Origin of the sequence: Chromobacterium sp. ASV23, assembly GCF_016428945.1 — a bacterium.
GTDB lineage: Bacteria > Pseudomonadota > Gammaproteobacteria > Burkholderiales > Chromobacteriaceae > Chromobacterium > Chromobacterium sinusclupearum.
This window is the reverse complement of the sequence record NZ_JAELTR010000004.1, coordinates 100,146-124,191: the sequence shown is the minus strand read 5'-3', so window position 1 is coordinate 124,191 and position 24,046 is coordinate 100,146. Positions and strand designations below refer to the sequence as shown.

Genomic DNA, 24,046 nt, shown 5'->3' with positions numbered 1-24,046 from the left:
CGCCGGCGGCGCTTGTCATTTGGCGGATGCCCAACCGAATACCGATACCCAACGGCATATGAAAAACATCGTCATCCTGATTTCCGGCCGCGGCTCCAATATGCAGGCCATCGTCAACGCCGCCATTCCCGGCGCCCGCGTGGCGGCGGTGATCGCCAACCGCCCCGACGCGGCCGGCCTGGCCTGGGCCGCCGAACGCGGCATCGCCGCCGTGGCGCTGGACCACAAGGCCTACCCCAGCCGCGAAGCCTTCGACGCCGCGCTGGCCGAAGCCATCGACGCCCACGCGCCCGATCTGGTGGTGCTGGCCGGCTTCATGCGCATCCTGACCGCAGGCTTCACCCACCGCTACGAAGGCCGCATGCTGAACATCCATCCCTCGCTGCTGCCGGCCTTTCCCGGCCTGCACACCCATGAGCGCGCGCTGGAAATGGGCTGCAAACTGGCCGGATGCACGGTACACTTCGTCACTGCCGAGCTGGACCACGGTCCAATCGTGTCGCAGGGCGTCGTCAACGTGCTGGACGACGACACCCCGGACAGCCTGGCCGCCCGCGTGCTGAAGCTGGAACACCAGCTGTACCCGGAAGCGGTGCGCCGCTTCGTCGCCGGCGACATCGCCATCGAAGGCGGCAAGGTGGCCAGCGGCCCGAGCGCCGCCGCCAGCCTGTTATCGCCCGCACCCAATGCCAAGGTCTAAATGACTCGTTTCCGCCTGCTGCTGATCGCCCTGGTTCTGTCCCTGCTGCTGCATTTGATGCTGCTAGGCTCGGACTTGCTGCCCGCGCTCAGCCTGCAGCCGGAAGAAACGCCGAAGCTGGAAAAAATTGACATCAAGATGCAGGCGATGCAGCTGGACACGCCGGCGCCGCTGAAACCGAGCCATGCCGGCGTCCAACTGCGTCCTGCGGCGGCCAAGACGCCGCCCAAGCCGGCAGAGAAGCCCGCGCCGAAACGGCGCAAGAAAACCCAGGCCTCGCAAGCGGCCGAGGAAACCGCGGATGCCTCCGCGCCGGCCCAGGAAACCTTGGTTGCGCAAGCCAGCTCGGAGCCGGTTGCCGAACTGCCGCCCGCCGAGCATCCCGCCCGCCACCAGGCGGCGAGCGAGCCGGCGCGCGTGGCACAGTCCGACGCCTCGCCCAGCGCCGGCTTCATCCATCCCGATACCGCGATGCGCAAATTCCCGGTGGCGGCGCGGATTCGCTACCAGGGCTTCTGGGGCCAGGCGATGGTGGGCTTTGGCGACCTGGAATGGCTGCAGGGAGATGGCCGCTACCAGCTGGACATCTCAGTCAATCCTTTCATCGGCCCCAAGCTGCGCTATCTTTCACAGGGACAGATAGACAGCCACGGCCTGCGGCCGGACACCCTGCAGGCTTTCCGCGGCGGCCAGCTGAAAGACAGCGCGCGCTTTGACTACGACGCTGGGCTGCTGCACTACGGCGACAGCGCGGGCAAGCAGCTGGCGCTGAAAAACGGCGCGCAGGACGCGTTCAGCCTGGCCTTCCAGCTAGCGCTGAAGGGCGGCGATCTGGGCCGCGCGCCCATCCAGATCACCACGGCCAAAAAGGTTTACGAATATCCGATGGCGCCTGCCGGCGCCTTCGATTACGACACTGGCGACGGCAAGATGCGCGTCATCGTGTTCAGGGCGGAGGGTGACGGCGACGTCACCGAGTTCTGGCTGGCGCCGGATTTCGCCAATCTGCCGGTGCGCATCCTGCGCGCCGACAAAGACAAACGGATCGAGCTTAAAGCGATCCGCATAGAAGTGAACGGCAAGCGGCAGTGGGAACTGCCGCCGCAACCGACGATACGGAACAAGAATGCACATTAGTCATAGTCAACTGAAACACCTGGAAACCGTCATCGGCCAGATGACCCGCTTCGACCGCCCGGCGGACGCCGTGCTGTCCGCGTACTTCCGCGAGCACAACAAACTCGGCAGCGCCGACCGCCATCTGATCGCCGAAACGGCTTTCGGTGCCTTGCGCCGACTGATCCAGCTGCGCGCACTGATCGCACCGGAAAAAGCCACGCCGCGCCGGCTGGCGCTGGTCGCCCTGATGAAGTTCAACAAACTGAACGTCAAGGAGTTGTCCGAAGCCACCAGCGCCGGCGAGCGCGAATGGCTGGGCACGGTCAAGGGCAAGGCGCTGGAAGACAGCCTGGAAATCCGCGCCGAGCTGCCGCAATGGGTGATCGAACGCCTGGGCGAGCAGGAACCGACGGCCGTGGAAGCCTTGGGCCAGGGCCTGATGTCGATGGCCCCGCTGGACCTGCGCGTCAACACGCTGAAGATGAAGCGCGAAGAGCTGCTCGACCGCCTCAACGCCGAAGGCATCCACTGCGAAGCCACGCCATACTCGCCCATCGGCATCCGCCTCAAGGACAAGCCGGCGCTGTCCAAGCACGAGCTGTTCAAATCCGGCGCATTTGAAGTGCAGGACGAAGGCAGCCAGCTCCTGGGCCTGATCACCGGCGCGCGCCGCGGCGAAATGGTGGTGGACTTCTGCGCCGGCGCCGGCGGCAAGACGCTGCTTCTTGGCGCGCAGATGTCATCCAGCGGCCGCCTGTATGCGTTTGATGTATCAGAGAAGCGCCTTGCCAACTTCAAGCCGCGCCAGGCCCGCTCCGGCCTGTCCAACGTGCATCCGCAACTGCTGGCGCACGAAAACGACGCCAAGGTGAAGCGGCTGGCCGGCAAGGCCGACCGCGTGCTGGTGGACGCGCCCTGCTCCGGCCTGGGCACGCTGCGCCGCAATCCGGACCTGAAATTCCGCCAAAGCCCGGACAGCGTGGCCGAACTGAACGCCAAGCAGACCTCCATCCTCGCTTCCGCCTCGCGGCTGGTGAAGGAAGGCGGCCGTCTGGTCTACGCCACCTGCAGCCTGCTGCCGCAGGAAAACCAGCGCATCGTCGAAGCCTTCCTGGCCGAGCATCCGGACTTCAGCCTGGTGAAGATGGATGAAGTGCTGGCGGAACAGAAAATCCCGCTGCAATGCGGCGACTATCTGGAACTGAAACCGCATTTGCATAATACCGACGGCTTCTTCGCCGCCGTGCTGCAGCGCGTTCCGGCCCAGGCTTGACGCCGCCATGCGGGTAGTTGGCTCGGCTTTGGCGCGAGAAAACAAGCTCGCAAGCGCGACCGCTTAGGAGTATATTAGCGGTTTATGATTAAAACCCGGCAGCCGCCGGGTTTGTTTTATGCCTGGAGCCGCCATCCAATGCAGGATTATCTTCCACGCCGCACCAAACGACAGCAGATGCAGCGTCGTCTGCGCTATCTCTACCTGTCCGCCGCGCAATGGCGGCGCCAGGTCCCGGTGTGGATCGCGGCCATCCTGATCGGCCTGGTGGCCTATGTGTTCGCCCTCGGCAGCCACCTGTCCCACGATCTGTTCTTCAAAGCCTACGACGCCTCGCCGTATTGGAGCCTGCTGATCACCCCGGCCGGGCTGGCGCTGGCGATCTGGATCATGCACCGCTTCTTTCCCGGTTCGGCCGGCGGCGGCATCCCGCAGTCCATCGCGGCGCTGGAGCCGGGCATGGAAAAATTGCGCGAATACTGCTTCACGCTGCGCGCGGCCTTCGGCAAAGTGGTGCTGACCTTGCTGGGCATCAGCTCCGGCGCGACATTCGGCTACGAAGGCCCCATCGTCCAGGTGGGCGCAGCGATCAAATACTCCTTGAACCGCAAGGCGGCGCAGCGCCATGAAGGCGCCGCGCGCAGCTTCATCCTGGCCGGCGCCGCCGCCGGCGTGGCGGCCGCCTTCAACGCGCCGCTGGCCGGCATCATGTTCGCCATCGAAGAGATGGGCCGCATTTTCGACATGCGCGCCGGCTCCACCATCCTGCTGTCGGTCATCGTCGCCGGTCTCACCACCTTCGCCATCAACGGCAATTACAGTTATTTCGGCATCGTTCATGTGGCGATGGAGAGCAAGCAGGCCTGGCTGGCGGTGCCCTTATGCGGCGTGCTGGGCGGCATCATCGGCGGCCTGGCCTGTCGCGTGCTGCTGGCGCTGTCGCAGCGTCTGCCCGGGCCGTTGCATGGCTGGCGCGCCAAGCAACCCATCCTGTTCGCCGCCGGCTGCGGCCTGGCGCTGGCCGTCATCGGCATCGCCAGCCACGGCAGCACCTTCGGCACCGGCTACTTCCGCGCCCGCGACATCATCGAAGGCCACGGCGCCGGGCTGCAGGACTATGGCATCCTGAAGCTGATCTCCATGTTCATCAGCCATATCAGCGCGGTGCCCGGCGGCATGTTCGCGCCGTCGCTGGCCGTCGGCGCCGGTTTCGGCCTGAATATGTCCCAACTGCTGCCCTTCTTGCCGCAGGCCATGGTGGTGCTGCTGGGCATGGTGGGCTTCTTCGCCGGCATGACGCGGGCGCCGATGACCGGCTTCGTCATCGTGATGGAAATGACCGACAGCTCCGACATGCTGATTCCGTTGATGGCCACCGCGCTGCTGGCGGCGTCGGTGTCGCGGCTGCTGACGCGGCGCGCGCTATACGAAGGCCAGGTGCGGTTGTTCCTGCCGCAGTGGCATGCCAAGGCCGGGCAAATTGACCAGCCACCGGCCCGCACGTAGAATAACTGATTGAAAAGATCGGGTATTTCCGGCGGCCCCTGACCGCCCCCAAGCAAGGATTGCAAAACATGTCGATTCAACAAGATATCCAGCAGACCGTCACCGACAATCAGGTGGTCCTGTTCATGAAGGGCTCCGCCCAGTTTCCGCAGTGCGGCTTCTCCTCGCGCGCGGTGCAGATCCTGAAAGCCTGTGGCGTGGACAACTTCCTGACCGTGGACGTGCTGCGCGACCCGGACATCCGCCAGGGCATCAAGGACTACTCCAACTGGCCGACCATCCCGCAGCTGTACGTCAAGGGCGAATTCATCGGCGGTTCGGACATCATGTACGAGATGTACCAGAACGGCGAGCTGCAGGAACTGCTGAAAGACCTGTAATTCGCTTTTCGATCCAGAAGACAACCCGGCGCCTGCCGGGTTTTTCTATTTATGGCAAGTTTTTTGCCCTGGCTGAATGGCCATTTCCGTCAGAAGACGGCTATCTTAGAATATCCCGATATTTACCAACACATGACAACGCGGCCCACCGCGACCACCCCACCATGAATTGCACGCCAGCCCTGGAGCGGCGGCCCGCGCAAACCCCGTCGCTAGAAGACATCTGGCGCGCGCTGGCCAACGATCAACTACTGCCCTGGTTCCAAGCGATAGTCGAACTGCCCAGCCGCCGTATCGTGGCGGCAGAAGCGCTGGCCCGCTGGCGCCACCCGGCGCTCGGCATCCTGCCGCCGGCCAGCTTCGTCCCCGCGCTGGAAGCGCGCGGCATGCTGCGCCAGCTGACGGAGCTGATGCTGGAAAAATCGCTGTATTCCTGCCTGGACTGGCGCCGCCAGGGATTCGACCTGCCCGTCTCGGTCAATCTGGGCGTGGAATCGCTGCTCGATCCGGATCTCCCATCGCGCCTGCTGCAACAACTGCGCATCCTGAACTTGCCGGCCTCCTGCCTGATTCTGGAGTTCAACTGCCGCATGCTGCGCAGCCACCAGGCTGCGGCGGAATTCATGCTGCCGTCGCTGCGCGCGGCCGGCTTCGGCGTGGCCGCCGATGATTTCAGCGCCGACGACGGCTGGCTGCCGCCCGCAGCCAGCGTGCTGAAACTGGCACGCGGCTGCGCGCAAAACCTGGCGAGCCATCACCAACCGCGCGCGGCGCTGTCCTCCATCCTGAGCCAGGCCCGCCGCCGCGACGCCGCCGTGGTCGCCATAGGCGTGGAGAACGAGAGCGAGTGCGCGGCGCTGGCGGCACTCGGTTGCGACGCGGCGCAGGGCTATCTGTTTGCCCCGCCGATGTCGCCTTCCGAATTTTCCGAGTGGATTTCGAGCGGCTAAGCGCGCTACAATACGCACCCATACCCCCACGGCAGCCCTGCGGCTGCCGCTGTCATATATTCCGAAAGCTGTTTGCCGTTAGCGGCAAGCAGCTTTTTGCCAAGGTAGGGAGCCGAAATTGAATATCACCATCGTTGATCATCCGCTGGTTCAGCACAAGCTGGGCCTGCTGCGCGAAGCCGACACCAGCACCATGAAGTTCCGCCAGCTGACCCAGGAACTGGCGCGGCTGCTCGCCTATGAAGCCACCCGCGATTTCGAGCTGGAAAGCGTCACCATAGACGGCTGGTGCGGCAAGATCGACGTCAAGCAGATCAAGGGCAAGAAGGTCACCGTGGTGCCGATTCTGCGCGCCGGCATCGGCATGCTGGACGGCGTGCTGGACCTGGTGCCGTCGGCCAAGATCAGCGTGGTGGGCCTGGCCCGCAATGAAGAAACGCTGGAACCGGTGTCTTACTTTGAAAAATTCGTCGGCAACCTGGACGAACGCATCGCCCTGATCATCGACCCGATGCTGGCCACCGGCGGTTCGCTGGTCGCCACCATCGATCTCCTGAAGCGCAATGGCTGCAAGCACATCAAGGCCGTGGTGATGGTGGCCGCGCCGGAAGGCGTCAAGACCGTCAACGACGCGCATCCCGACGTGCAGATCTACGCCGCCTCGCTCGACAGCCATCTGAACGAGCACGGCTACATCATTCCGGGCCTGGGCGACGCCGGCGACAAGATCTTCGGCACCAAGCAAGCCTGATCGCCATGCCATTTACCAAGCCGCCCGTTGCCTATGCAGCCGGCGGCTTTTTTACAAGCCCGCAAGGATGAAGACCATGGACCGCTACGCCGCGATAGACGCCGACTTCCTCATCCGCTTTCCCGGCGGTTTCCAGGACCCGGATTGGCAGGCGCTGGCGCGCAAGCACAAAAGCTACGCCAAGGCCGAGGCGCTGTGCCAGCGCGAGCTGACCCGCGGCAAGCTGGACGCCGCGCTGGCCTGCGGCAAGCTGGCCGACACCACCCAGGCCTGCCGCCAGATCATCTCGCTGGCCACCACGGTCAGCACCTTCGAGAAGATCGCCTTCCGCAACTACATGGATTTTCGCGATCTGAACCAGCCCTTCATCCAAGCCTTGCGCGACGTGCTGCACGACTTCGGCCCGGACAGTTTCGCCGCCTACATCGATACGCTATCCCTTGCGCGCAACGACCCGAAAGCCAACGCCGCCAAATGGCCCATCGTGACCTGCTTCCTGGCCTGCTTCGATCCGCAGCGCCACGTCTGCATCAAGCCGACCACCATCAAGAAAGTGGCGGCGCGGCTGGGCGTGGACCTGCATTACCAGTCCCGCCCCAACTTTGAATGCTACCGCGCGGTGCAGGACATGGTGCTGGACTTCCGCCGCCACAGCGCGGTGGCCGCCGACGTGGACAACACCCTGGCGCAGGCCGTGATGTACTGCGCGGTTTAAATCGACAAGATTACAAAACGAAAACAAGGAAGAATGATGATTCAACAATTGAAGCTGGCGGTGTCCGGCGCCCAGATCCTGTTCGTCGCCTTCGGCGCGCTGGTGCTGGTGCCGCTGCTCACCGGCCTGAATCCGGCCATGGCCCTGCTCGGCGCCGGCATCGGCACCCTGCTGTTCCAGGCCTGCACCGGGCGCCAGGTGCCGATCTTCCTCGGCTCCTCTTTCGCCTTCATCGGCCCCATCATTTACTCCATGCACACCTGGGGACCAGGCGCGACCATGTTCGGCCTGTTCGCCGCCGGCTTCATGTACTTCGTGTTCGCCGCCATCGTGCGCTGGCGCGGCATGGCGCTGGTGAACAAGCTGCTGCCGCCGGTGGTGATCGGCCCGGTGATCATGATCATCGGCCTGTCGGTCGCCACCGCCGCTTCCGGCATGGCCATGGGCCAGGCTGGCGGCAAGCAGGTGCTGCCGTATGAGACTTCGCTGCTGCTGGCGGCCATTTCGCTGGCCACCACCATCGTCGTCTCCATCTACGCGCGCGGCATGTTCAAGCTGGTGCCGATCCTTGCCGGCGTCACCGTCGGCTACATCGCCGCGGGCTTCATGGGCGCGGTGGACTTCGCCAAGCTGGCCGCCGCGCCATGGTTCGCCATGCCCACCTTCCACAGCCCGGAAGTCAACTGGGCGGCGGCCGCCTTCATGCTGCCGGTGGCCATCGCCCCGGCCATCGAGCACATCGGCGGCGTGATGGCCATCGGCGGCGTGACTGGCAAGGACTACACCAAGACGCCGGGCCTGCACCGCACGCTGGCCGGCGACGGCCTGGGCGTATGCGTGGCCGGCCTGATCGGCGGCCCGCCGGTCACCACCTATGCCGAAGTGACCGGCGCGGTGATGATCACTCGCAACTTCAACCCGGTGACCATGACCTGGGCGGCGGTGTTCGCCATCTGCATGGCCTTCTTCGGCAAGTTCAACGCGCTGTTGCAGTCCATCCCGATGCCGGTGATGGGCGGCATCATGGTGCTGCTGTTCGGCACCATCGCCTCCATCGGCCTGAAGACGCTGATCGAAGCCAAGGTGGACCTGATGGAGCCGCGCAATCTGGTGATCATCTCGGTGGTGCTGACCGCCGGCATCGGCGGACTGACGCTGAAGCTGGGCGACTTCGCCCTGGCCGGCGTGGGCCTGTGCTCCTTGCTGGCCATCATTCTGAACCTGATTCTGCCGCGCCAAGCCGCTGCGCATGATGGGATAGTCGAAGGGCAGGACATCTAGCGCCCCAAGCGCATGATTTTAAAAATCATTTACAACTATCCTCATGTCAAACGACATGACGCGATCTACACTGTCAATCAGCGCCGCAGCTACAAAGTGGCCGCGGCGCAGTTGACCGGAGCCAAACTGCTGCCCAACCAAGCATCACCTGCCCACAGCGGCTTGACACGGCCGGATTCCACTCAAGCAATAAGGAAAAAGCCATGTTGAAAACCATCTTCATCAGCGCGCTCACCCTGCTTCTTCTTTCCGGCTCCGCCATGGCCGGTAGCGAAGGGCTCTCCAATATGTGGGCGATGCGCGGCAGGATGAACGCCCAGTTGCACGGCCAACCGGCGCCAATGATCCCGCAAGTCAACTCCATGGCTTCCAACAGCTGAGCCATGCCTGGACGCCCGCCCCATCCATGGCGGGCGTCAATTTCCACTCGGCACGGCCAAGCGCCAAAGCAAACGTCAGCAGCCCTAAACGCGCAGTTCGCCCTTCGTCACTGCCCGCTCCAGCCGCTGGATGAACCACTGCAAGGCGCGCCCCGGTTGTTCCAGTTTCCAGGCGAAGCACATCGGCGGGAAACTGCCGCTCTCCTCCTCCGCCTTCTCCACCAGTTGGCCGCTTTCCAGATAAGCCTGCACATGCGAGCGCGGCAAATGGCCGCTGCCGAGGCCGGCCAAAATGGCCTGCAGCTTGGCCTGGCTGCCATGCACCGTCAATACCGGCTGTCCTTCCAGCAAACCGCCGGTGCGGGCCGGCAAGCGACGAGAGGTGTCGCCAACGGCCACCGCGCGGTGGCGTCGCAGCACATGCGGCGGCACCGGCTCCGGCGCCCGGGCCAGGGGATGATCCTTCGCCACCACCAGGACAAAGTCGTAGTCGCCAATATTGCGGGTGAAGTAATCGCCCGGCGGCGGCTGATTCGGCGCGCCTATCACCAGATCGGCGCGGTCGTCGTACAGCGCGTCCCAGATGCCGCCAAAGCTCTCGCGGATGAAATACAAGCGGGTAGCCGATTCCAACTTGTCGAAGTCCGCGATGGCCGGCAGCAAGTTCGAGAAATCGACCAGATCGCCCACCACGATGCGCAAGGTATCCTCCCAGCCCTGCGCCTGCTTGCTGACGCGCAACTCCAGTTGCCGCGCCGCGTCCAGCAGGTGGCGGCCGTCTTTCAGCAGCCGCTCGCCGGCCGGCGTCAGCCTGGCGCGATGCCCGCTGCGGTCGTAGATGGCCACGCCCAGGCCCTGCTCCAGCTTCTGCACGGTATAGGTCAAGGCCGACGGCACCTTGAACAAGGCCTCCGCAGCCGCGGCGAAACTGCCGTGCTGTTCGATCGCATCCAGCACCTGCAACGCTTCCAATGTCAGTTTCATCTACCCACTTCATTCAATAATTTTGACAACCTGCTTCGATTCTTTCCGATTTTATCGCAGACAACTTGACCATAGAATGAATTCCGTCAAGAGCAAACCAGCAAAACCACAGAATCAGCATCAGTAATTTTGATGCATAACCGTTTGCTGGACACACATCAAAAAGGAAACCACCATGCTGAAGCAAACCGCCATCGCCGCCCTGTCCCTGATCCTGCTGTCCGGCGCCGCCGTAGCCGGCAGCGACGGCTACGACAATATGAAAGCCATGCGCGACCGCATGAACGGCCAAACTGCGCAGACCAGCCAAGTCCAGGCTCCGGCGCAAAAGTAAGCGCCCCAAGCCAACAAAAGCCGCGCGCTCCATGAGGAACGCGCGGCTTTTTATTGTTTCACCCCGCTTAAGCTGACAGCGTGCTCCGGTACAGGCACTCGCACGCCAAACTATTTCGGTCCAAGCGATACACCGACAAGCTCTCAACCCTTGCACTTGATGCAGGCGCTTCCGCCCCCATCAACAAGCCGTGCTCCACCTCGCCCAAAGGCGGGCCATTGCGCACGGTGCAGTGCGGCTCGTAGGTAAAAGCGGAAGTCCGCCAAGGCAGACCAGATACCGCCAAAGCCTGGTGCAAACGATCAAAAGGCTGCCTATCCCAGGGCGGCAGATAGTATATGCCAGTCCCCGCGAAGCGATGGACAGGCCCCAGGCGCAAGTCGAAGGGACGGTGCCAAGCGCATAGCGCGTCCACCACTTGCGCAATGCTCTCCAGCGACGTATCGGCCGGCATAGGCCCCAGGCCGGACGAACCCGCCAGCGTGATTTCCACCGGCAGCCGCGCGCTGCGCGGACAAACCGTATCACGCAGGGCCTGCACTTGCTCTTTCAAGGGCGTTGGCACATCCAGCACCAGATAAATCGCCCGAGATTCAAGCATGGCTCACTCTCGCCATCAGCAACGTGTCCCAATACTCGCCTTCGCGCAGCGAATGGGCGCGCAGCCTGGCCTCGGTTTCGAAGCCGAATTTGCGATACAGCGCGATGGCGGCGGCGTTGTCCGGATACACGCCCAGCTCGATGCGCTGCAGGCCCAGCCAGTTGTCCGCCAAATCCATCATCGCCGCCATCAGGGCGCTGCCTACGCCCTTGCCTTGCCATTCCCGGCGCACCGCAATGCCCAAGCCAGCGCCATGCCTTTGCCGCTCTCCCCCCAAGCGCCACAAGCCGCCATGGCCCAACAGCCTGCCGGCCGCATCCACGCATACCAACTGATAACGCCCCTCGCCCAGCAAGCGCTGAATGTTCTTCTGCCAATGGCTCAGCGAGGGGTGCGGCATCTGCAGCGTGTTGCGCACCACGCTCGCGTCCGCCATCAGCTCGCGCAAGGCGGCCGCGTCATTCAGCTCGGCATGGCGAATTCGATAGTCGCTCATAAACCGCCCTCCCTCAGCCGCGCCATCGCCAGCACGTCGTGATATGCCCCGTCACGCAGCGCGTAGGCGCGCAGCCTGGCTTCGCGCTCAAAACCGAAGCGGCGGTACAATGCCTGCGCGCGGGCGTTGTCGGCGAACACCGTCAGCTCGATGCGGCGCAAACCCAGCCAGTTGTCCGCCAGCGCCATCGCCTCTTGCATCAGCAGCGTGCCTACGCCTTGTCCCTGCCAGTCTGCCGCCACGCCTATGCCCAACTCCGCCGCGCCGGCCAGCCTGGGCTTGTCATGGGGCAACAGCATGACGGAGCCAGCCAATTCGCCCGTCGGCGATACCGCCAGCAATTCGACGCGGCTCGCATCGCGCTTGGCCATGCGCTGTCGCCGAGTGTGCAAACAGGGATAGGGCAAACCCAGCATGGTGCCGAAGGTGCGAACATCGCTCATCATCCCATGGATGGCCTCGGCATCTTCAACTTCAGCATGACGTATGGTGATGCCATTCATGATTCCGCCCTCCTCGGCCAGTGCAGCCGCGACATCACCAGCACGTCCTCAAGTTTGCCGGCCCGCAGCGTTTCGCGCTTGAGCCGCCCTTCGTACTCGAAGCCGAATTTTTCGTACAGCGCGATGGCGGGCGCGTTGTCGTGCACGACTTTCAGCTCGATGCGGATCAGGCCCAGCCAGTTGTCGGCCAGATCGACCACCGCCCGCATGAGGGCCGAGCCCACGCCCCTACCCTGCCAGTCCTGGTCCACCAGCATGAACAGGCTCGCGGCGTGATGGGTGCGCGCCCTGTCGTTGCCGACCAAGCCACCCCAGCCCACCACGTCGCCCGCCTCGTTGCAAGCGACCAGCGCATGGACATGCGCAGGCTGTTCCAATAGCTGTTTTTCCGTGGCGGATAGCGGCTGGTAAGGCAGCTGCAAGGTGCCAGGGTAGACGCCGGGCTGGGTCTTGATGCGGTGGAGGGCCGCCGCGTCGGAAGGCTCGCTGGCGCGGATGGAATAGGAATGGGCTTGGGACATGGTGGTCTCCTGAGTTGATGGGCGCCGGCGGGATCGCCGCCAGGCCCGGCAGATCATCATGCCAAATAATTATTGTGCATTGCAATATAATTTTTATGCGGACAAGAACCTACCCGGCGTCTGGCCGAAACAGCGGCGAAAGGCGACGATGAAGGCGCTGCTGCCGGCATAACCCAGTTCCATCGCGCAGTAACTGACTGATCGCCCTTCCGCCAGCAGCGCCTGCGCCCGCAACATGCGCAGCCGCTCGCGCCACTCGGCCACGCCCATGCCGGTTTCGGCGCGAAAGTGGCGGATCAGGCTGCGGCGCGACATGCCGATATGCTCGGCCCAGCGCTGCAAATCCCAATCCAGCGCCGGCTCGCTCTGCAAAGCCTGCGCCAATTTGCGCAGCGCCGGATGGCTTGGCCAGGCCAACGCCGCCGGGTATGGCTCGGCCCAGGCCAGCTCGTCAGCCAGCACGCCAAGCACGCGGCGGGCCGCCTCATCGCCAGCCAGCCGCGGCCAGTCTCCCAAGCGCAGGAAAAGCCCTTGCAACAACGGCGTCGCCTGCCATACCCGCAAACCGGATGGAGCAGATGGCAGCCACGCCGCATCCAATTGCAGGCTCCAGCCACGCAAGGCCCCATGGTAATGCGCGCCATGCGGCATCCCTGGAGGAAGCCAGCCGACGCAGTCCGCAGCCAGCAGGATGCGTTCCGTTTCCGCCTCCAATTCCAGCGCGCCCTCGCGCACCCAGGTCAGCTGTCCCGCGGCGTGGGCATGGCGCTCGGTGTGATCGCCGACGCCATGCCGCAACTCGGTCATGGTCAATCCGGACAGAATGGCTTGCTCCATATTGGCTCTTTTTGGATATATATTGGCACTATATTTAAAGCAGGCCATTCGCGCCAGCGCGATACTGAGGGCTCATTCCACCCAAGGAGCTCGACATGAACCACATCGCACACACCGAAGAACTTTCCTCGATCAACCACAAAATCGTCGCCGATGGCGAAACGCTGCCCGCAGTGAAACTGCGCGACGGCAGCCTGGTGCAAACCGGCACCGTAGCAACCATGCTGGTCAACCTTGCCGCCTACAACCAGGGCGAGCGCGGCGAAGTGGAACGACAATTGGCGCTGGCGGTGCCGACCTTGTTCAAGGTGGGCCTGTTCGATCTGTTCCCGCCTGAGGAATGGATGCGCGGCGACAATCCCGGGCGCCGCCTGGTCGGAGAGCTGGCGCGCGACTGGCTGAACGAACAGGCCGCCAATACATAAGCCTACTCGCAGGCCATCCCGGCCCACTCCTGAGGTATTTGGCGTTAAGCTGTAGCTTCAAATCGACTGGAGTGGATCATGCTGATGCAAAAACAGAACGCCGGCCTGCTGGTGGTGGACATCCAGGACAAGCTGCTGCCGGCGGTGCACGATGCGGACGGATTATTGGCGCGCAGCCGCTGGCTGATTGCCGTGGCGCGCGACCACGGCCTGCCCATCGTGTTTTCCGAGCAATACCCGCGCGGCCTGGGCGGCACGCTGGCGGTGCTGCGCGAAGCCGCGCCGCAAGCTCAGGTAGTGGATAAGCTGCACTTTTCCTGCGTGGCGGCAGAGTGTCTGCCGCCGGCGCTGATGGAAAGGCAGCAGATCATCGTATGCGGCATGGAGGCCCATGTTTGCGTGCTGCAGACGGTGCTGCAGTTGCTGGTTATCGGCAAGCAAGTGTTTGTGGCGGCCGATGCCATCTCCAGCCGCAAACCGTCCGACATCGAGCTGGCGGTTGGCCGGATGCGCGCGGCCGGCGCAGTGATCGTCAGCCGGGAAATGGTGCTGTTCGAACTGCTGGAACAATCCGGCAGCGAGCATTTCAAGCAGATGAGCCAGCGCTATCTGGTGGGCGAGCAGCCCTGAAAATGAATCGGGGTTGTCGAAGCTTACCTCTTCGACAACCCCGTCCAATGGCGGCTTTGCCGCTCTCATCCTCCCCTTTGCAGACCGGCGCGCGGACCTTGCGGTCCTGCTCACTAGCTTGCCCAATACTTAGCAAACAGCGTGCCAGCTTTTGCATGCTCAAAATCGCGGTTTTGACGGGCGCATTACGCCATCTCACAGCCAGCAAGCACCTGAATGGTGCAAAGATTCATGACATGGCACCAAAATGAAACAGAAATTAATATTTCCTGTCAGATAACTGACACGTCTGCACTGGAACTGTCATCTTTCGCCCTTATCCTAAACAGGAAAAGCAAAGCACACATAACAAGGAGAATGCCCATGACTTCGTTCCAGGATCTGCTGCAAACCCTCCCCGCCACCGACGGCATCGACGCCATCGTGCTGCTCAGCCCTGAAGGCGAGGCGCTGCACCGGCTGGAAAACCGCCCGGGCACCGCGGGCTCGCTGCGCGTCTACCATGCGCTGGTGAAGCGCCATGGCCATATCGACCGCAAGGCGGCGCGCGAAGGGCTGGAATTGTTTGCCGAGCATACCGCCGCCGCGCGCAGCCAGCCCGGCAGCCATCCCAATATCGACCGCCTGCTGGCCATTGCCGAACACGGCGCGCCGGGCCTGCGCGCCCGCGTGGTGCTGAAAGCGGAAGACTGAATCAACGCAGCGCCATCAGCGCAAAACCCGCGGCAATTGACACCGTGGTGCTGACCAGCCCCGGCACGATGAAGCTGTGGTTGAATACCCAACGGCCAATGCGCGTGGTGCCGGTGTAATCCATCTCCACCGCCGCGATCAGGCTGGGATAACTGGGCAGCACATACACCCCCACCACTGCCGGATAGATAGCGATCAACACCGGCGCGGCGATGCCCAGCGACACGCCCAGCGGCATCATCACCTTGGTGGTGGCGCCCTGGCTGAACAGGATCACCGCCATGGTGAACACCGCGAAGGCGAACAGCCAGGGGGCGGCTTCGATGATGCTGACGATATTGTGCTTGAACAGCGGCAGATTGCCCTGGATGAAGGTATCGCTCATCCAGGCCGCGCCCAGGATGGTCACCGCCGCCACCGCGCCGGAACGGAACATGCTGCCGGACACCATGGCCTGCAAATCAGCCTTGCACAGCAGCACCGCCAGCGCGGAATAGCTCAGCATGCACATCTGGATCACATCCACCATCGCCACCGGCTCCATACCCTTGGCGCCGGGCCAGGCCGGCCGCAGCTGCGGCATGGCCGCCAGCAACACGATCAGCGCGACGGTAAACAGGAAGCCGTACACCGACCAGGCCGCGCCGCGCGGCAGGTCGGCCGCATCGGCGCTTTGCGGCCGCGCGATCATGCCGGCTGCCAGCCGTTGCCGGTACACCGGATCATCGGCCAGCTCGCAACCATAGCGCAGCATCACCAGGCCGCCGGCCAAGGCACCCAACAGCGTCGCCGGAATGCTGATCATGATGATGTCGGTCAGGGCAACGCCATGCGGCGCCAGCACCGTGGCCAGCGCCACGGTGGCGGCCGACACCGGGCAGGCGACGATGGCGTTTTGCGAGGCCACGGTCAGCCCGGCCAGCGGCCGTTCCGGGCGGATGCCAGTCTTCTCCGCCACTTCCACCACGATGGGCATCAGCGCCAAGGCGATAAAGCCGGTGCCGGCGAGAAAGGTGGACAGCCAGCCCACCAGCGGCGCCAGCAGCACGATATGCCGCGGATTGCGCCTGAGGAAGCGCGCCGCCACCTCCACCATGTAGTCCAGCCCCTTGGCCGACTGCAACGCCGCCGACGCGGTGATGACCGAGATGATGATCAGAATGACGTCTATCGGCGCGTGCCCAGGCTTGAGGCCGAAGACGAAAGTCAGGATGAACAGCCCGGCGCCGCCGGTCACCCCCAGGCCGATGCCGCCCATCCGCACGCCAAGGAAAATCGACCCAAGCACGACTAGAAGTTGCAGGTAAACCATGATGCCGCTCCCCTTATCACAGAACCCGATTGTCGCAAGATAAACGGAACGGCGGCTTGTCCAGGATCAGGGCTGGCTTATATGCCGCTCACAAGGCGCGCGCCATCGCGATCTCACAACCGGCATCATGGCCAGTCGCGCCCCAATGCGCCGGCAGCCGGACAAAGCCCTCGGCTTCATACAGGCAAATAGCCTCGGCCAGCGCCGCCGTAGTTTCCAGATAGCACTGGCGATAACCCAGCGCCCTGGCCTTGGCCAACAGCTGCCGCAGCAGGCGCCGGCCCAAGCCGCGCCCGCGCAGCGCGGCGTCGAAGTACATTTTCTGCAGTTCGCACACGCCTTTTTCTCCGCCGGCCAGCGGCGCGATGCCGCCGCCGCCCAGCAGCCGGCCATCCGGGCCGACAATCACCAGATAGCGCGAATCGACGCGGTTATACACGGAAAACAGCGCGTCCAGCTGCGGGTCCATGAAGCCGCACCCTTGGCCCAGCCCGTATTCGGCCGACACCTGCCGAATCAGCGCCGCCAGCGCGCCATTGTCCGCCGCCGCCAGCGGCCGGATGACATAGCCCTGCTGCCTGCCGGCATGCTGCAGGGCGCGCCGGTACAGCCGCAGCCCCTCTTCCAGCCTTGCCCGCTCCGCCTCGTCCAGCTGCAGCAGCACCCGCGCCATGTCTGCGTCCATCGCCGCGTGCAGCCGCCGCAGCCAGTCGCGGCCGGCACCGGTCAAGTCAGCCAGCTTGCTGCGGCCATCGGCCGGACAATCGCGCCAGGCGATCAGGCCGCGCTCCGCCAAGCGCTGCAGCGGCCGGCTGCTATTGGACTTGTCCACGCGCAGCCGGTCCGCCAGCTGCTGATTGCTGGCCGGCCCGGCCTCCAGCTCGATCAACAGATGCGCCTCCACCGGACTCAGCTCGACGTCGCCGCAACGGCCGGCCAGCATGCCCAGCTCCCTGACGATATCGCGCGACAGGCCGCGCAGTTCACGTTCATCCATGGCTCACCCCTAATAGTTGCATAACGCAACCATAAAGGCATTTGGTTGCATTGCACAACCAAATTTTCCATGGGCGTGAAAAAGCCCGCCGAAGCGGGCTTTTCGCTAAGCTTCCTGAAACAGGAATTAAGCTTCGCCGACCACAACCACCTTGATCGGAGCAACCACGTCGTGGTGCAGGGCGATCTCGATGTCGTATTCGCCGATGGCCTTGAACGGGCCGTTCGGCAGGCGAACTTCGTGACGCTTGATTTCGACGCCGAAAGCGGTAACCGCTTCAGCAACGTCAACGTTGGTCACGGAGCCGAACAGACGACCGTCCACACCCGCCTTCTGGGCGATGGTGATCACGGCTTCGTTCAGCTTCTCGGCGCGTACCTTGGCGTCGGCCAGGATGGCGGCTTGCTTGGCTTCCAGATCGGCGCGACGAGCTTCGAACTCTTTCAGGTTCGATTCGGTAGCGCGCTTGGCTTTGCCTTGCGGGATCAGGAAGTTACGGGCGAAGCCGTTCTTCACATTCACCACGTCACCCAGTTGACCCAGGTTGGCAACTTTTTCGAGCAGAATGATTTGCATCTCTTAAGTTCCTTTCCCGGTCTTAGTGCTGGTCGGTGTACGGCAGGAAGGCCAGGAAGCGAGCACGCTTGATAGCGGTGGTCAGCTGACGCTGGTAGCGGGCCTTGGTGCCGGTGATGCGAGCCGGGATGATTTTGCCGTTTTCGGCGATGAAATCCTTCAGGAGATCAACGGACTTGTAGTCGATTTCCTTGATGCCTTCTGCCGTGAAGCGGCAGAACTTCTTGCGCTTGAAGAGTTGACGAGCCATTTTGACTAACCTTTTACAAATTCAACATATTCGATATTGAGTACCAACCGCGGATTGCGCAGACTGCGCTGGCCCAGGAATCCGGTGACATTCATCACCTGCCCCGCCAGCTTCCCGGCATGTTTCCGGGCGTCTTCGCCTATCCATACGGCCTGTATATCGCAGGCCACATCACGCTCGAAGCCCCCGGCGCTTTGCCGGGACTGATGCTTGAGCCACATCTCCAGCACCGGCAAGCCGGCGGGGGTGTATCTCAGCGCATCTTCGCGCTCAACCGTGACGGTCAGTAGCAGACGATTCTGCAAGACCGTTACCTCTGCCTATTAGGCAGAAGCTTCAGTCTCGGCGGCCGGCTGGGCGTCCAGCAGGTTCTTCGCCTTTTCGTCCTTCATCATCGGGGACGCGTCGGTGATGGCGCGATCCAGCTTGATGCTGAGGTGACGCAGAACAGCGTCGTTGAACTTGAAGGCGTGCTCGATCTCGGCCAGGGTTTCCGACTGGCACTCAACGTTCATCAGAACGTAGTGAGCTTTGTGCAGCTTTTGGATCGGGTAAGCCAGTTGACGGCGGCCCCAGTCTTCCAGACGGTGGATCTTGCCTTCAGCGGCCAGAACCATGCCCTTGTAGCGCTCGATCATGGCCGGAACCTGTTCGGACTGGTCCGGGTGCACGATGAACACGATTTCGTAGTGACGCATGCGAACTCCTTTTGGCTATTCGTAGCCTTTTGCCATGCGGTTGCAAAAGGCAAGGTAGTAAACCGCAGCATTCTACGCACTTTGCCGCAGCTAGGCAAACATCAGTCGGTAGATTTTGCGGATACGTGCTCGGCCGGCGCCGTGGCCGATGCGGATTTACAACTTTTTGCTGCGGCTGATATCCGTCACCACACCGTTTTTCACGGTGACCGTGGTGGTGTAAGGCAACTGGTCGTTAGCCAGCCAGGTGAGGACGCGCGTGCTGTCCACCGTCACCGTGCCATTGCCGCTCAAGCTTTTAGTCTGCGGGCCGTCGCTGGCGTAATCCGGCGCGCCGGCCTTGGAAATCAGCTCGGCCTCCTGCATGCCATTGTGCAGCCGGATATAAGTCGCAAACGGAATCGGCGCGGCTTGGGCGGCGCCGGCCAGCAGAACGGCCAGCCATAACAGTGTTTTCATTGGTTTCCTCCCGCCTCAGCGGATTTTTTTCACCACGTCGATCAGCTCGGTCACCATGCCGGTGGCGTCGCCCTGCTGCATGGCGCGGGAGACGCAGCCCTTCATGTGGTTTTCCAGCAACTGCAGCGCCACCGCGTCCAGCGCCGACTTCACCGCCGCCACCTGGGTCAGCACGTCCACGCAGTAGCGATCCGATTCGATCATGCCGCTGATGCCGCGCACCTGTCCCTCTATCCGAGCCAGCCGCTTCAACAAGGCGGCCTTGCCCGGCTGCACCACCGTGCGTTCGGCAGGCGCGTGTTCGTGGCAGCAATCATCTTTTGTATGGGTGGAGTCGGTCATCATCAGTCCCGATCAGTCAATGCGGCATTATCGCCGATTCTCATGCCGCCCGGCATCAGGCGCGCACATCGAGCACGCCCATCATGCCGGCGTCTTCGTGCTCCAGAATATGGCAGTGAAACATCCTCGGCCCAGGCAATTCCTGGCGGAAGCGCAGCCTCACCTTCTGCTCCGGCGGCACGTTGACGACGTCGCGCCAGGCCAGATACGGCTCCTTCTTCCAGCCCTTGCCATCGTGCCGCTCGGTCACCTGGAACTGGGTGCCATGCAGGTGGAAGGGATGATCCATATCGGCCTGATTATCAATCTCCCATTCTTCCACCTCGCCCACCTTGCCGATGAAATCCACGCGGTCCATGTCAAAGGTCTGGCCATTGATCAGGAACATGGCCGCCGGATTGGCCATATCCTCGCTGAACGCCACGCGCCGCCGGACCGCAGGCTTGGGCAAAGCCGCCACCCTGCCCAGGCGACGCGGCAACGCGGCGGTGGCCACGGCCGCGCCCGCCTCGATGCTCAGCAGCGGCAAGGCCTGGTCCTGCTCCGGCCCCATCATCTTGCCGCGGGCGTACGGCAATGCCAGCAATCCGGATGGTTTGCCCGGCGCGAAACGGCCAGTCACCGCCAGCTCCACCCGCGCGCCGGGCGGCAGCAATACATATTCCATGCGTCGCGGCCGTTCGATCAGGCCGCCATCGATGCCGACCAGCCAGACTTCATGCGCCGGCAGCGCCAGCTTCAGCACCCGCGCGCTGGTGGCGTTCCACACCCGCCACCGCTGGCGCTCGCCCATGCCCAGCGTCATTCTGGGCTGCCATACGCCGTTGACCAGCACGAACTGCCCTTCGCGGCCATCCATCCGGTCGGCTTCGCTATTGGCGGCGATCTGCCCATCGCCATCCAGCTTCAGATCGGACAACACCAGCCAGCGCTCCGGCAGGTGAGCCAAGGGATCACTGCGGCTTTTCACCACGAACACACCCGCCAGGCCGCGATACACCTGCTCCGCCGTATGTCCATGAGGATGCGGATGGTACCAATACGTGCCGGCACTGCCTGGCGGCAGCGTGAAACGGTATTCGCGCGCCTGTCCCGGTTGCACCGCGTCATGCGGATTGCCATCCTGGTCGGCCGGAATCGGCAGGCCGTGCCAATGCACGGTGGTCGGCTGGGGCAGACGGTTTTCGAAGCGCAACGCCAGCGTCTCGCCTTCAAACAACTCGATAGCCGGCCCCGGCACGCTGTCGTTATAGGCCCAGAAAGCCGTTGGCTTCCCTCCCGGCAGCAGGGGCAGGTTCAGCGGCGCCGCGGTCAAACAACCCTGCCAGACGCCGTCCTTGCGCTCCAGCGGCAAACGCAGCCCCTCCGGCAGCGCGCCGCCGCTCGGCATGCCCAGAGCCTGGGCTCCAGGCATGCTGGCCCCAGCCAACTCCGCGCCATGCGCCGCCTGAGCCGTATCGGCCCGCGCGGAGCGGATCATCCATGGCGACAGCGCCAGCGCGGCGCCCCATTGCATCAACCGACGTCGTTGCATCATTCGCTCCCATTGATACCCCACATAGGTATATTGCACATAGAGCGCCAACGATGCCAGCGGTTCCGCGCCACAACCGTGCAGGCATAAAAAAAACGGCAAGCCTGAGCTTGCCGTTTTGGGAAAGATGTTTGCTTACTTGGCGACGTGCGGGGTCAGCAGCTGCAGCAACTGGGCCAGGACTTTCGGGCTGCCGGCCACGATGTCGCCGGACTCCAGCCAACCTTGTTCGCCCGTGAAGTCGGTGACGATGCCGCCCGCCTCTTGCACGATCAGGCTGCCGGCCGCGATGTCCCATGGCTTCAGGTTCAGCTCGAAGAAGCCCTCGACGCGGCCGCAGGCCACATTGCACAGATCCAGCGAAGCAGCGCCTTCGCGGCGCACGCCGGCGGTTTTGGCTATCACGTCCTTCAGCATGCCCAGGTACTGGTCGAGATAGCTCTGATCGGCCACCGGGAAGCCGGTGGAAATCACGCACTCGTTCATCATGAAGCGCTTGGACACGCGGATGCGGCGGTCGTTGAGGAAGGCGCCGACGCCGCGCGAGGCGGTGAACAGATCATTGCGGCTCGGGTCGTAGACCACGGCCTGCTGGATCTGGCCCTTGTGCGCCAGCGCGATCGAGATCGAATACTGCTGATGGCCGTGCAGGAAGTTGGTGGTGCCGTCGATCGGGTCGATGATCCATTCGTATTCAGAAGAACCCACGCCTTTGGCGCCGGACTCTTCTGCTAGAATCGCGTGCTTCGGATAAGCTTCGAGAATGGTTTGGATGATCGCTTCTTCGGCAGCGCGATCCACCTCGGTCACAAAGTCATTGTGCTTTTTCTTCTCTACGCGGATGGTATCGAGATTAAGCGACGCGCGCTGGATAACACTGCCTGCGCGACGAGCGGCTTTAACCGCGACATTGAGCATCGGATGCATTGACGGCCTCTACACTTGAACAATGGGCGGATGCCCGTCTATGACGCGACACCCGCCGGTAACAATCTGGGTTAAGGAACAAAAAAACCCGACGCGTGGGCGCGGGCTTTTGGTATTTGCCCGCTATTTTAATGTGAAAACGCCAATGAATAAACCCCAAGTACCTGATTTTCTGAAAAACATCCGCGTGGTGCTGGCCAGGCCCAACCATCCGGGCAATATCGGATCGGCCGCCCGCGCGATGAAAACCATGGGTTTGAGCCGGCTCTACCTGGTGGAGCCGAAGGTATTTCCCAGCGACGAGGCCAACACCCTGGCCTCCGGCGCGGTCGACCTGCTGGAGCGCGCCACCGTGGTATCGTCGCTGGCCGAAGCGCTGGCCGACGTCACCGTGGCCTGCGCGCTGACCAGCCGCCGCCGCGAACTGACCACCCCGTTGTCCACGCCGCGCCAGACCACGCCGGAGCTGATCGCCCGCGCCCGCGACGGCGAACAGGTGGCACTGGTGTTCGGCAACGAAACCTTCGGCCTGTCGATCGAGGAAGTGGAGCAATGCAACCGGCTGGTCACCATCCCCGGCAACCCCGACTATTTCTCGCTGAACCTGGCGATGGCGGTGCAGGTGATGACTTACGAGCTGTTCAGCCACACCGGCGTGGACGTGGAATACCTGCGCGCCGACGGCGAAACCGCCACCCAGGGCGAGGTGGACGGCATGTGCGGACATCTGGAGCAGGCAATGGGCGAAATCGGCTACTTCGAACGCCGCAACGGCGAACGGCTGATGCGCCGGATGCGCACCATGTTCCATCGCGCCGGCCTGCTGCGCGAGGAAATCGACATCCTGCGCGGCTTCTACAAACAAGTGCAGCGCGTCGCCGGCAAAGCCTCCGGCCATGGCGACTGAGCCTGCCTTCGATCTGCCTTACGCGCACCCGGCGGTGCGCGACCTGGCCTTCCTGCTGACCTCCCCTTCTCCGTGGCGCTGCGGCGCCGACCTGCCGCCATCCTGCTTGCTGGGACCAGACGGCGCGGCGCTGCTGCGCGCGCTGGACCTAAACCCGGCGCCGCTGCTGGCCTGGCTGGCGGCCCGCCCCAGCAAACGGCTAGGCCACTATGCCGAAAGACTGTTTTCCTTCTGGTTCCGCCACGCGCCGCACATCCGCCTTGCCGCGGAAAACCTGACGGTCCACAACAATGAACGGCGCACGCTGGGCGAGTTCGACTTCCTGCTTTGGCTGGATGGCGAGCCTTGGCATCTGGAAACCACCAGCAAGTTCTACCTGCAGCTGGGCGCGGGCCCGGATGGGCTGATCGGCCCCGGCCTGCTCGACGCCTGGCGTTTGAAATCGAACAAGCTCGCAACGCAACTGGAACTGAGCCGCCACCCGGCCGCCGCCGCCCGCTTGCCGGACGGCTTTGCCGGCTGCCGCGTCGGCGCGCGCCTGACTGGCTGGTTCTTCTACCCGGCGGACCCGCGGCCATCGGCGCCGCTGGCCGCGGATCAGTTGCGCGGCTGGCACGCGCCCTTGGCGCTACCTTGGCCGAGACGCCATGCCGACTCGCGCTGGGCCTGGCTGCCGCGCTTGTCATGGCTGGCGCCGGCCAAAGTGGACGCGGCGGACACGCACGACGAAAGCGACCTGCGCGCGCGGCTGCAGCCCCATCCTACGCCGCAATTGGTGGCGGAACTGCAAGCGGCCGCGGATGGCAGCTGGCGCGAAGTGGCGCGCGGCTTCGTCACGCCTGCCGCATGGCCCGATCCAGACCGCCTGGCCGAATTGCAAGCACGCATCGCCGCCTTGTCCGCGCCATGACAGGCCGCCGTTTTTCCACGCAATGCCCGTATCTGCATCCCCCACGCGCAAAAAA

At 63.6% G+C, this 24,046-nt stretch carries 32 protein-coding genes; 16 read left to right on the top strand and 16 right to left on the bottom strand.

Features of this window, described 5'->3' with window-relative positions:
• Positions 1–58: 58 nt before the first annotated feature.
• The 10 genes from purN to JHD59_RS03470 all read left to right on the top strand — a co-directional run bounded on the left by purN (position 59) and on the right by JHD59_RS03470 (position 9,055).
• Complete coding sequence (gene purN / locus JHD59_RS03515) at positions 59–700, top strand: phosphoribosylglycinamide formyltransferase (protein ID WP_199153164.1); 642 nt, start codon at positions 59–61, stop codon at positions 698–700.
• Positions 701–1,837, top strand: coding sequence for a DUF3108 domain-containing protein (locus JHD59_RS03510; RefSeq protein ID WP_199153163.1), 1,137 nt, complete (start codon positions 701–703; stop codon positions 1,835–1,837).
• Positions 1,833–3,092 (top strand): SAM-dependent methyltransferase, encoded by a 1,260-nt coding sequence (locus JHD59_RS03505; protein ID WP_199153190.1) that lies wholly within the window; start codon positions 1,833–1,835, stop codon positions 3,090–3,092. Before JHD59_RS03510 ends, JHD59_RS03505 begins: the two co-directional genes overlap by 5 nt.
• Positions 3,093–3,269: 177 nt before the next feature.
• Positions 3,270–4,598, top strand: a complete 1,329-nt coding sequence (locus tag JHD59_RS03500; RefSeq protein WP_199153162.1) for a chloride channel protein — start codon at positions 3,270–3,272, stop codon at positions 4,596–4,598.
• Positions 4,599–4,666: 68 nt separating this feature from the next.
• Positions 4,667–4,978: a Grx4 family monothiol glutaredoxin gene (grxD, locus tag JHD59_RS03495; protein ID WP_103320835.1), complete on the top strand. Its 312-nt coding sequence runs from the start codon at positions 4,667–4,669 to the stop codon at positions 4,976–4,978.
• Positions 4,979–5,142: 164 nt separating this feature from the next.
• Complete coding sequence (locus JHD59_RS03490; RefSeq protein ID WP_199153161.1) at positions 5,143–5,928, top strand: EAL domain-containing protein; 786 nt, start codon at positions 5,143–5,145, stop codon at positions 5,926–5,928.
• A 118-nt stretch (positions 5,929–6,046) separates the two neighbouring features.
• Complete coding sequence (gene upp, locus JHD59_RS03485) at positions 6,047–6,679, top strand: uracil phosphoribosyltransferase (RefSeq protein WP_103320837.1); 633 nt, start codon at positions 6,047–6,049, stop codon at positions 6,677–6,679.
• Between the two features lie 76 nt (positions 6,680–6,755).
• Entirely contained in the window at positions 6,756–7,394 is a 639-nt protein-coding gene (locus JHD59_RS03480) for a hypothetical protein (protein ID WP_199153160.1), read from the top strand.
• 36 nt (positions 7,395–7,430) lie between these two features.
• The gene (locus JHD59_RS03475) at positions 7,431–8,675 is read left to right on the top strand and encodes a uracil-xanthine permease family protein (protein WP_199153159.1); all 1,245 of its coding nucleotides are present in this window, start codon (positions 7,431–7,433) and stop codon (positions 8,673–8,675) included.
• Between the two features lie 203 nt (positions 8,676–8,878).
• Entirely contained in the window at positions 8,879–9,055 is a 177-nt protein-coding gene (locus tag JHD59_RS03470) for a hypothetical protein (RefSeq protein WP_199153158.1), read from the top strand.
• An 84-nt stretch (positions 9,056–9,139) separates the two neighbouring features.
• Here JHD59_RS03470 and JHD59_RS03465 read toward each other — a convergent pair whose 3' ends face one another.
• Positions 9,140–10,039 carry a LysR family transcriptional regulator gene (locus tag JHD59_RS03465; RefSeq protein ID WP_199153157.1) on the bottom strand — a complete coding sequence of 300 codons (900 nt, stop codon included), beginning with the start codon at positions 10,037–10,039 and terminating at the stop codon, positions 9,140–9,142.
• Positions 10,040–10,214: 175 nt separating this feature from the next.
• Between JHD59_RS03465 and JHD59_RS03460 the strand changes: the two genes are divergently transcribed.
• Positions 10,215–10,373: a hypothetical protein gene (locus JHD59_RS03460; protein WP_199153156.1), complete on the top strand. Its 159-nt coding sequence runs from the start codon at positions 10,215–10,217 to the stop codon at positions 10,371–10,373.
• 67 nt (positions 10,374–10,440) lie between these two features.
• Here JHD59_RS03460 and JHD59_RS03455 read toward each other — a convergent pair whose 3' ends face one another.
• From JHD59_RS03455 to JHD59_RS03435, 5 genes are all read right to left on the bottom strand, one after another.
• Positions 10,441–10,974 carry a 2'-5' RNA ligase family protein gene (locus JHD59_RS03455; protein WP_199153155.1) on the bottom strand — a complete coding sequence of 178 codons (534 nt, stop codon included), beginning with the start codon at positions 10,972–10,974 and terminating at the stop codon, positions 10,441–10,443.
• Positions 10,967–11,470, bottom strand: a complete 504-nt coding sequence (locus tag JHD59_RS03450; protein WP_199153154.1) for a GNAT family N-acetyltransferase — start codon at positions 11,468–11,470, stop codon at positions 10,967–10,969. Before JHD59_RS03450 ends, JHD59_RS03455 begins: the two co-directional genes overlap by 8 nt.
• Complete coding sequence (locus tag JHD59_RS03445; RefSeq protein WP_199153153.1) at positions 11,467–11,973, bottom strand: GNAT family N-acetyltransferase; 507 nt, start codon at positions 11,971–11,973, stop codon at positions 11,467–11,469. Before JHD59_RS03445 ends, JHD59_RS03450 begins: the two co-directional genes overlap by 4 nt.
• Positions 11,970–12,494 carry a GNAT family N-acetyltransferase gene (locus JHD59_RS03440; RefSeq protein WP_199153152.1) on the bottom strand — a complete coding sequence of 175 codons (525 nt, stop codon included), beginning with the start codon at positions 12,492–12,494 and terminating at the stop codon, positions 11,970–11,972. Before JHD59_RS03440 ends, JHD59_RS03445 begins: the two co-directional genes overlap by 4 nt.
• Positions 12,495–12,587: 93 nt before the next feature.
• Entirely contained in the window at positions 12,588–13,331 is a 744-nt protein-coding gene (locus JHD59_RS03435) for an AraC family transcriptional regulator (RefSeq protein ID WP_199153151.1), read from the bottom strand.
• A gap of 95 nt (positions 13,332–13,426) precedes the next feature.
• On the opposite strand from JHD59_RS03435, the gene JHD59_RS03430 reads away from it, so the two are divergent.
• The 3 genes from JHD59_RS03430 (at position 13,427) to JHD59_RS03420 (ending at position 15,079) form a co-directional block, all read left to right on the top strand.
• Positions 13,427–13,756, top strand: a complete 330-nt coding sequence (locus JHD59_RS03430; protein ID WP_103320843.1) for a hypothetical protein — start codon at positions 13,427–13,429, stop codon at positions 13,754–13,756.
• A 78-nt stretch (positions 13,757–13,834) separates the two neighbouring features.
• Complete coding sequence (locus JHD59_RS03425; protein WP_199153150.1) at positions 13,835–14,386, top strand: hydrolase; 552 nt, start codon at positions 13,835–13,837, stop codon at positions 14,384–14,386.
• 363 nt (positions 14,387–14,749) lie between these two features.
• Positions 14,750–15,079 carry a DUF2322 family protein gene (locus JHD59_RS03420; protein ID WP_103320845.1) on the top strand — a complete coding sequence of 110 codons (330 nt, stop codon included), beginning with the start codon at positions 14,750–14,752 and terminating at the stop codon, positions 15,077–15,079.
• Between the two features lies 1 nt (position 15,080).
• Here the strand turns inward: JHD59_RS03420 and JHD59_RS03415 are convergent, their stop codons facing one another.
• The 10 genes from JHD59_RS03415 to JHD59_RS03370 all read right to left on the bottom strand — a co-directional run bounded on the left by JHD59_RS03415 (position 15,081) and on the right by JHD59_RS03370 (position 22,174).
• Complete coding sequence (locus JHD59_RS03415) at positions 15,081–16,391, bottom strand: anaerobic C4-dicarboxylate transporter family protein (RefSeq protein WP_199153149.1); 1,311 nt, start codon at positions 16,389–16,391, stop codon at positions 15,081–15,083.
• An 88-nt stretch (positions 16,392–16,479) separates the two neighbouring features.
• Positions 16,480–17,388, bottom strand: a complete 909-nt coding sequence (locus JHD59_RS03410; RefSeq protein ID WP_199153148.1) for a GNAT family N-acetyltransferase — start codon at positions 17,386–17,388, stop codon at positions 16,480–16,482.
• Between the two features lie 126 nt (positions 17,389–17,514).
• Positions 17,515–17,964: a 50S ribosomal protein L9 gene (gene rplI / locus JHD59_RS03405; RefSeq protein WP_043624291.1), complete on the bottom strand. Its 450-nt coding sequence runs from the start codon at positions 17,962–17,964 to the stop codon at positions 17,515–17,517.
• Positions 17,965–17,986: 22 nt separating this feature from the next.
• On the bottom strand, positions 17,987–18,214 hold the full coding sequence (gene rpsR, locus JHD59_RS03400) for a 30S ribosomal protein S18 (RefSeq protein ID WP_011137185.1): 228 nt from the start codon (positions 18,212–18,214) through the stop codon (positions 17,987–17,989).
• Between the two features lie 5 nt (positions 18,215–18,219).
• On the bottom strand, positions 18,220–18,519 hold the full coding sequence (gene priB / locus JHD59_RS03395; RefSeq protein WP_071109339.1) for a primosomal replication protein N: 300 nt from the start codon (positions 18,517–18,519) through the stop codon (positions 18,220–18,222).
• An 18-nt stretch (positions 18,520–18,537) separates the two neighbouring features.
• Positions 18,538–18,912 (bottom strand): 30S ribosomal protein S6, encoded by a 375-nt coding sequence (rpsF, locus tag JHD59_RS03390; protein ID WP_071109338.1) that lies wholly within the window; start codon positions 18,910–18,912, stop codon positions 18,538–18,540.
• Positions 18,913–19,068: 156 nt separating this feature from the next.
• A complete protein-coding gene (locus JHD59_RS03385) occupies positions 19,069–19,371 on the bottom strand; it encodes a hypothetical protein (RefSeq protein ID WP_199153147.1) in 303 nt (100 codons plus the stop codon).
• Positions 19,372–19,386: 15 nt separating this feature from the next.
• On the bottom strand, positions 19,387–19,713 hold the full coding sequence (locus JHD59_RS03380) for a metal-sensitive transcriptional regulator (RefSeq protein WP_103321006.1): 327 nt from the start codon (positions 19,711–19,713) through the stop codon (positions 19,387–19,389).
• 55 nt (positions 19,714–19,768) lie between these two features.
• Positions 19,769–21,247 carry a multicopper oxidase family protein gene (locus JHD59_RS03375; RefSeq protein WP_233163871.1) on the bottom strand — a complete coding sequence of 493 codons (1,479 nt, stop codon included), beginning with the start codon at positions 21,245–21,247 and terminating at the stop codon, positions 19,769–19,771.
• Positions 21,248–21,382: 135 nt separating this feature from the next.
• The gene (locus JHD59_RS03370) at positions 21,383–22,174 is read right to left on the bottom strand and encodes an inositol monophosphatase family protein (protein WP_199153145.1); all 792 of its coding nucleotides are present in this window, start codon (positions 22,172–22,174) and stop codon (positions 21,383–21,385) included.
• 145 nt (positions 22,175–22,319) lie between these two features.
• Here JHD59_RS03370 and JHD59_RS03365 point away from each other — a divergent pair, with 145 nt between their 5' ends.
• Both JHD59_RS03365 and JHD59_RS03360 read left to right on the top strand, forming a co-directional pair.
• The gene (locus JHD59_RS03365) at positions 22,320–23,081 is read left to right on the top strand and encodes an RNA methyltransferase (protein WP_071109336.1); all 762 of its coding nucleotides are present in this window, start codon (positions 22,320–22,322) and stop codon (positions 23,079–23,081) included.
• A complete protein-coding gene (locus JHD59_RS03360) occupies positions 23,071–23,991 on the top strand; it encodes a DUF1853 family protein (protein WP_199153144.1) in 921 nt (306 codons plus the stop codon). The genes JHD59_RS03365 and JHD59_RS03360 overlap by 11 nt, the downstream gene beginning before the upstream one ends.
• Positions 23,992–24,046 lie beyond the last annotated feature (55 nt).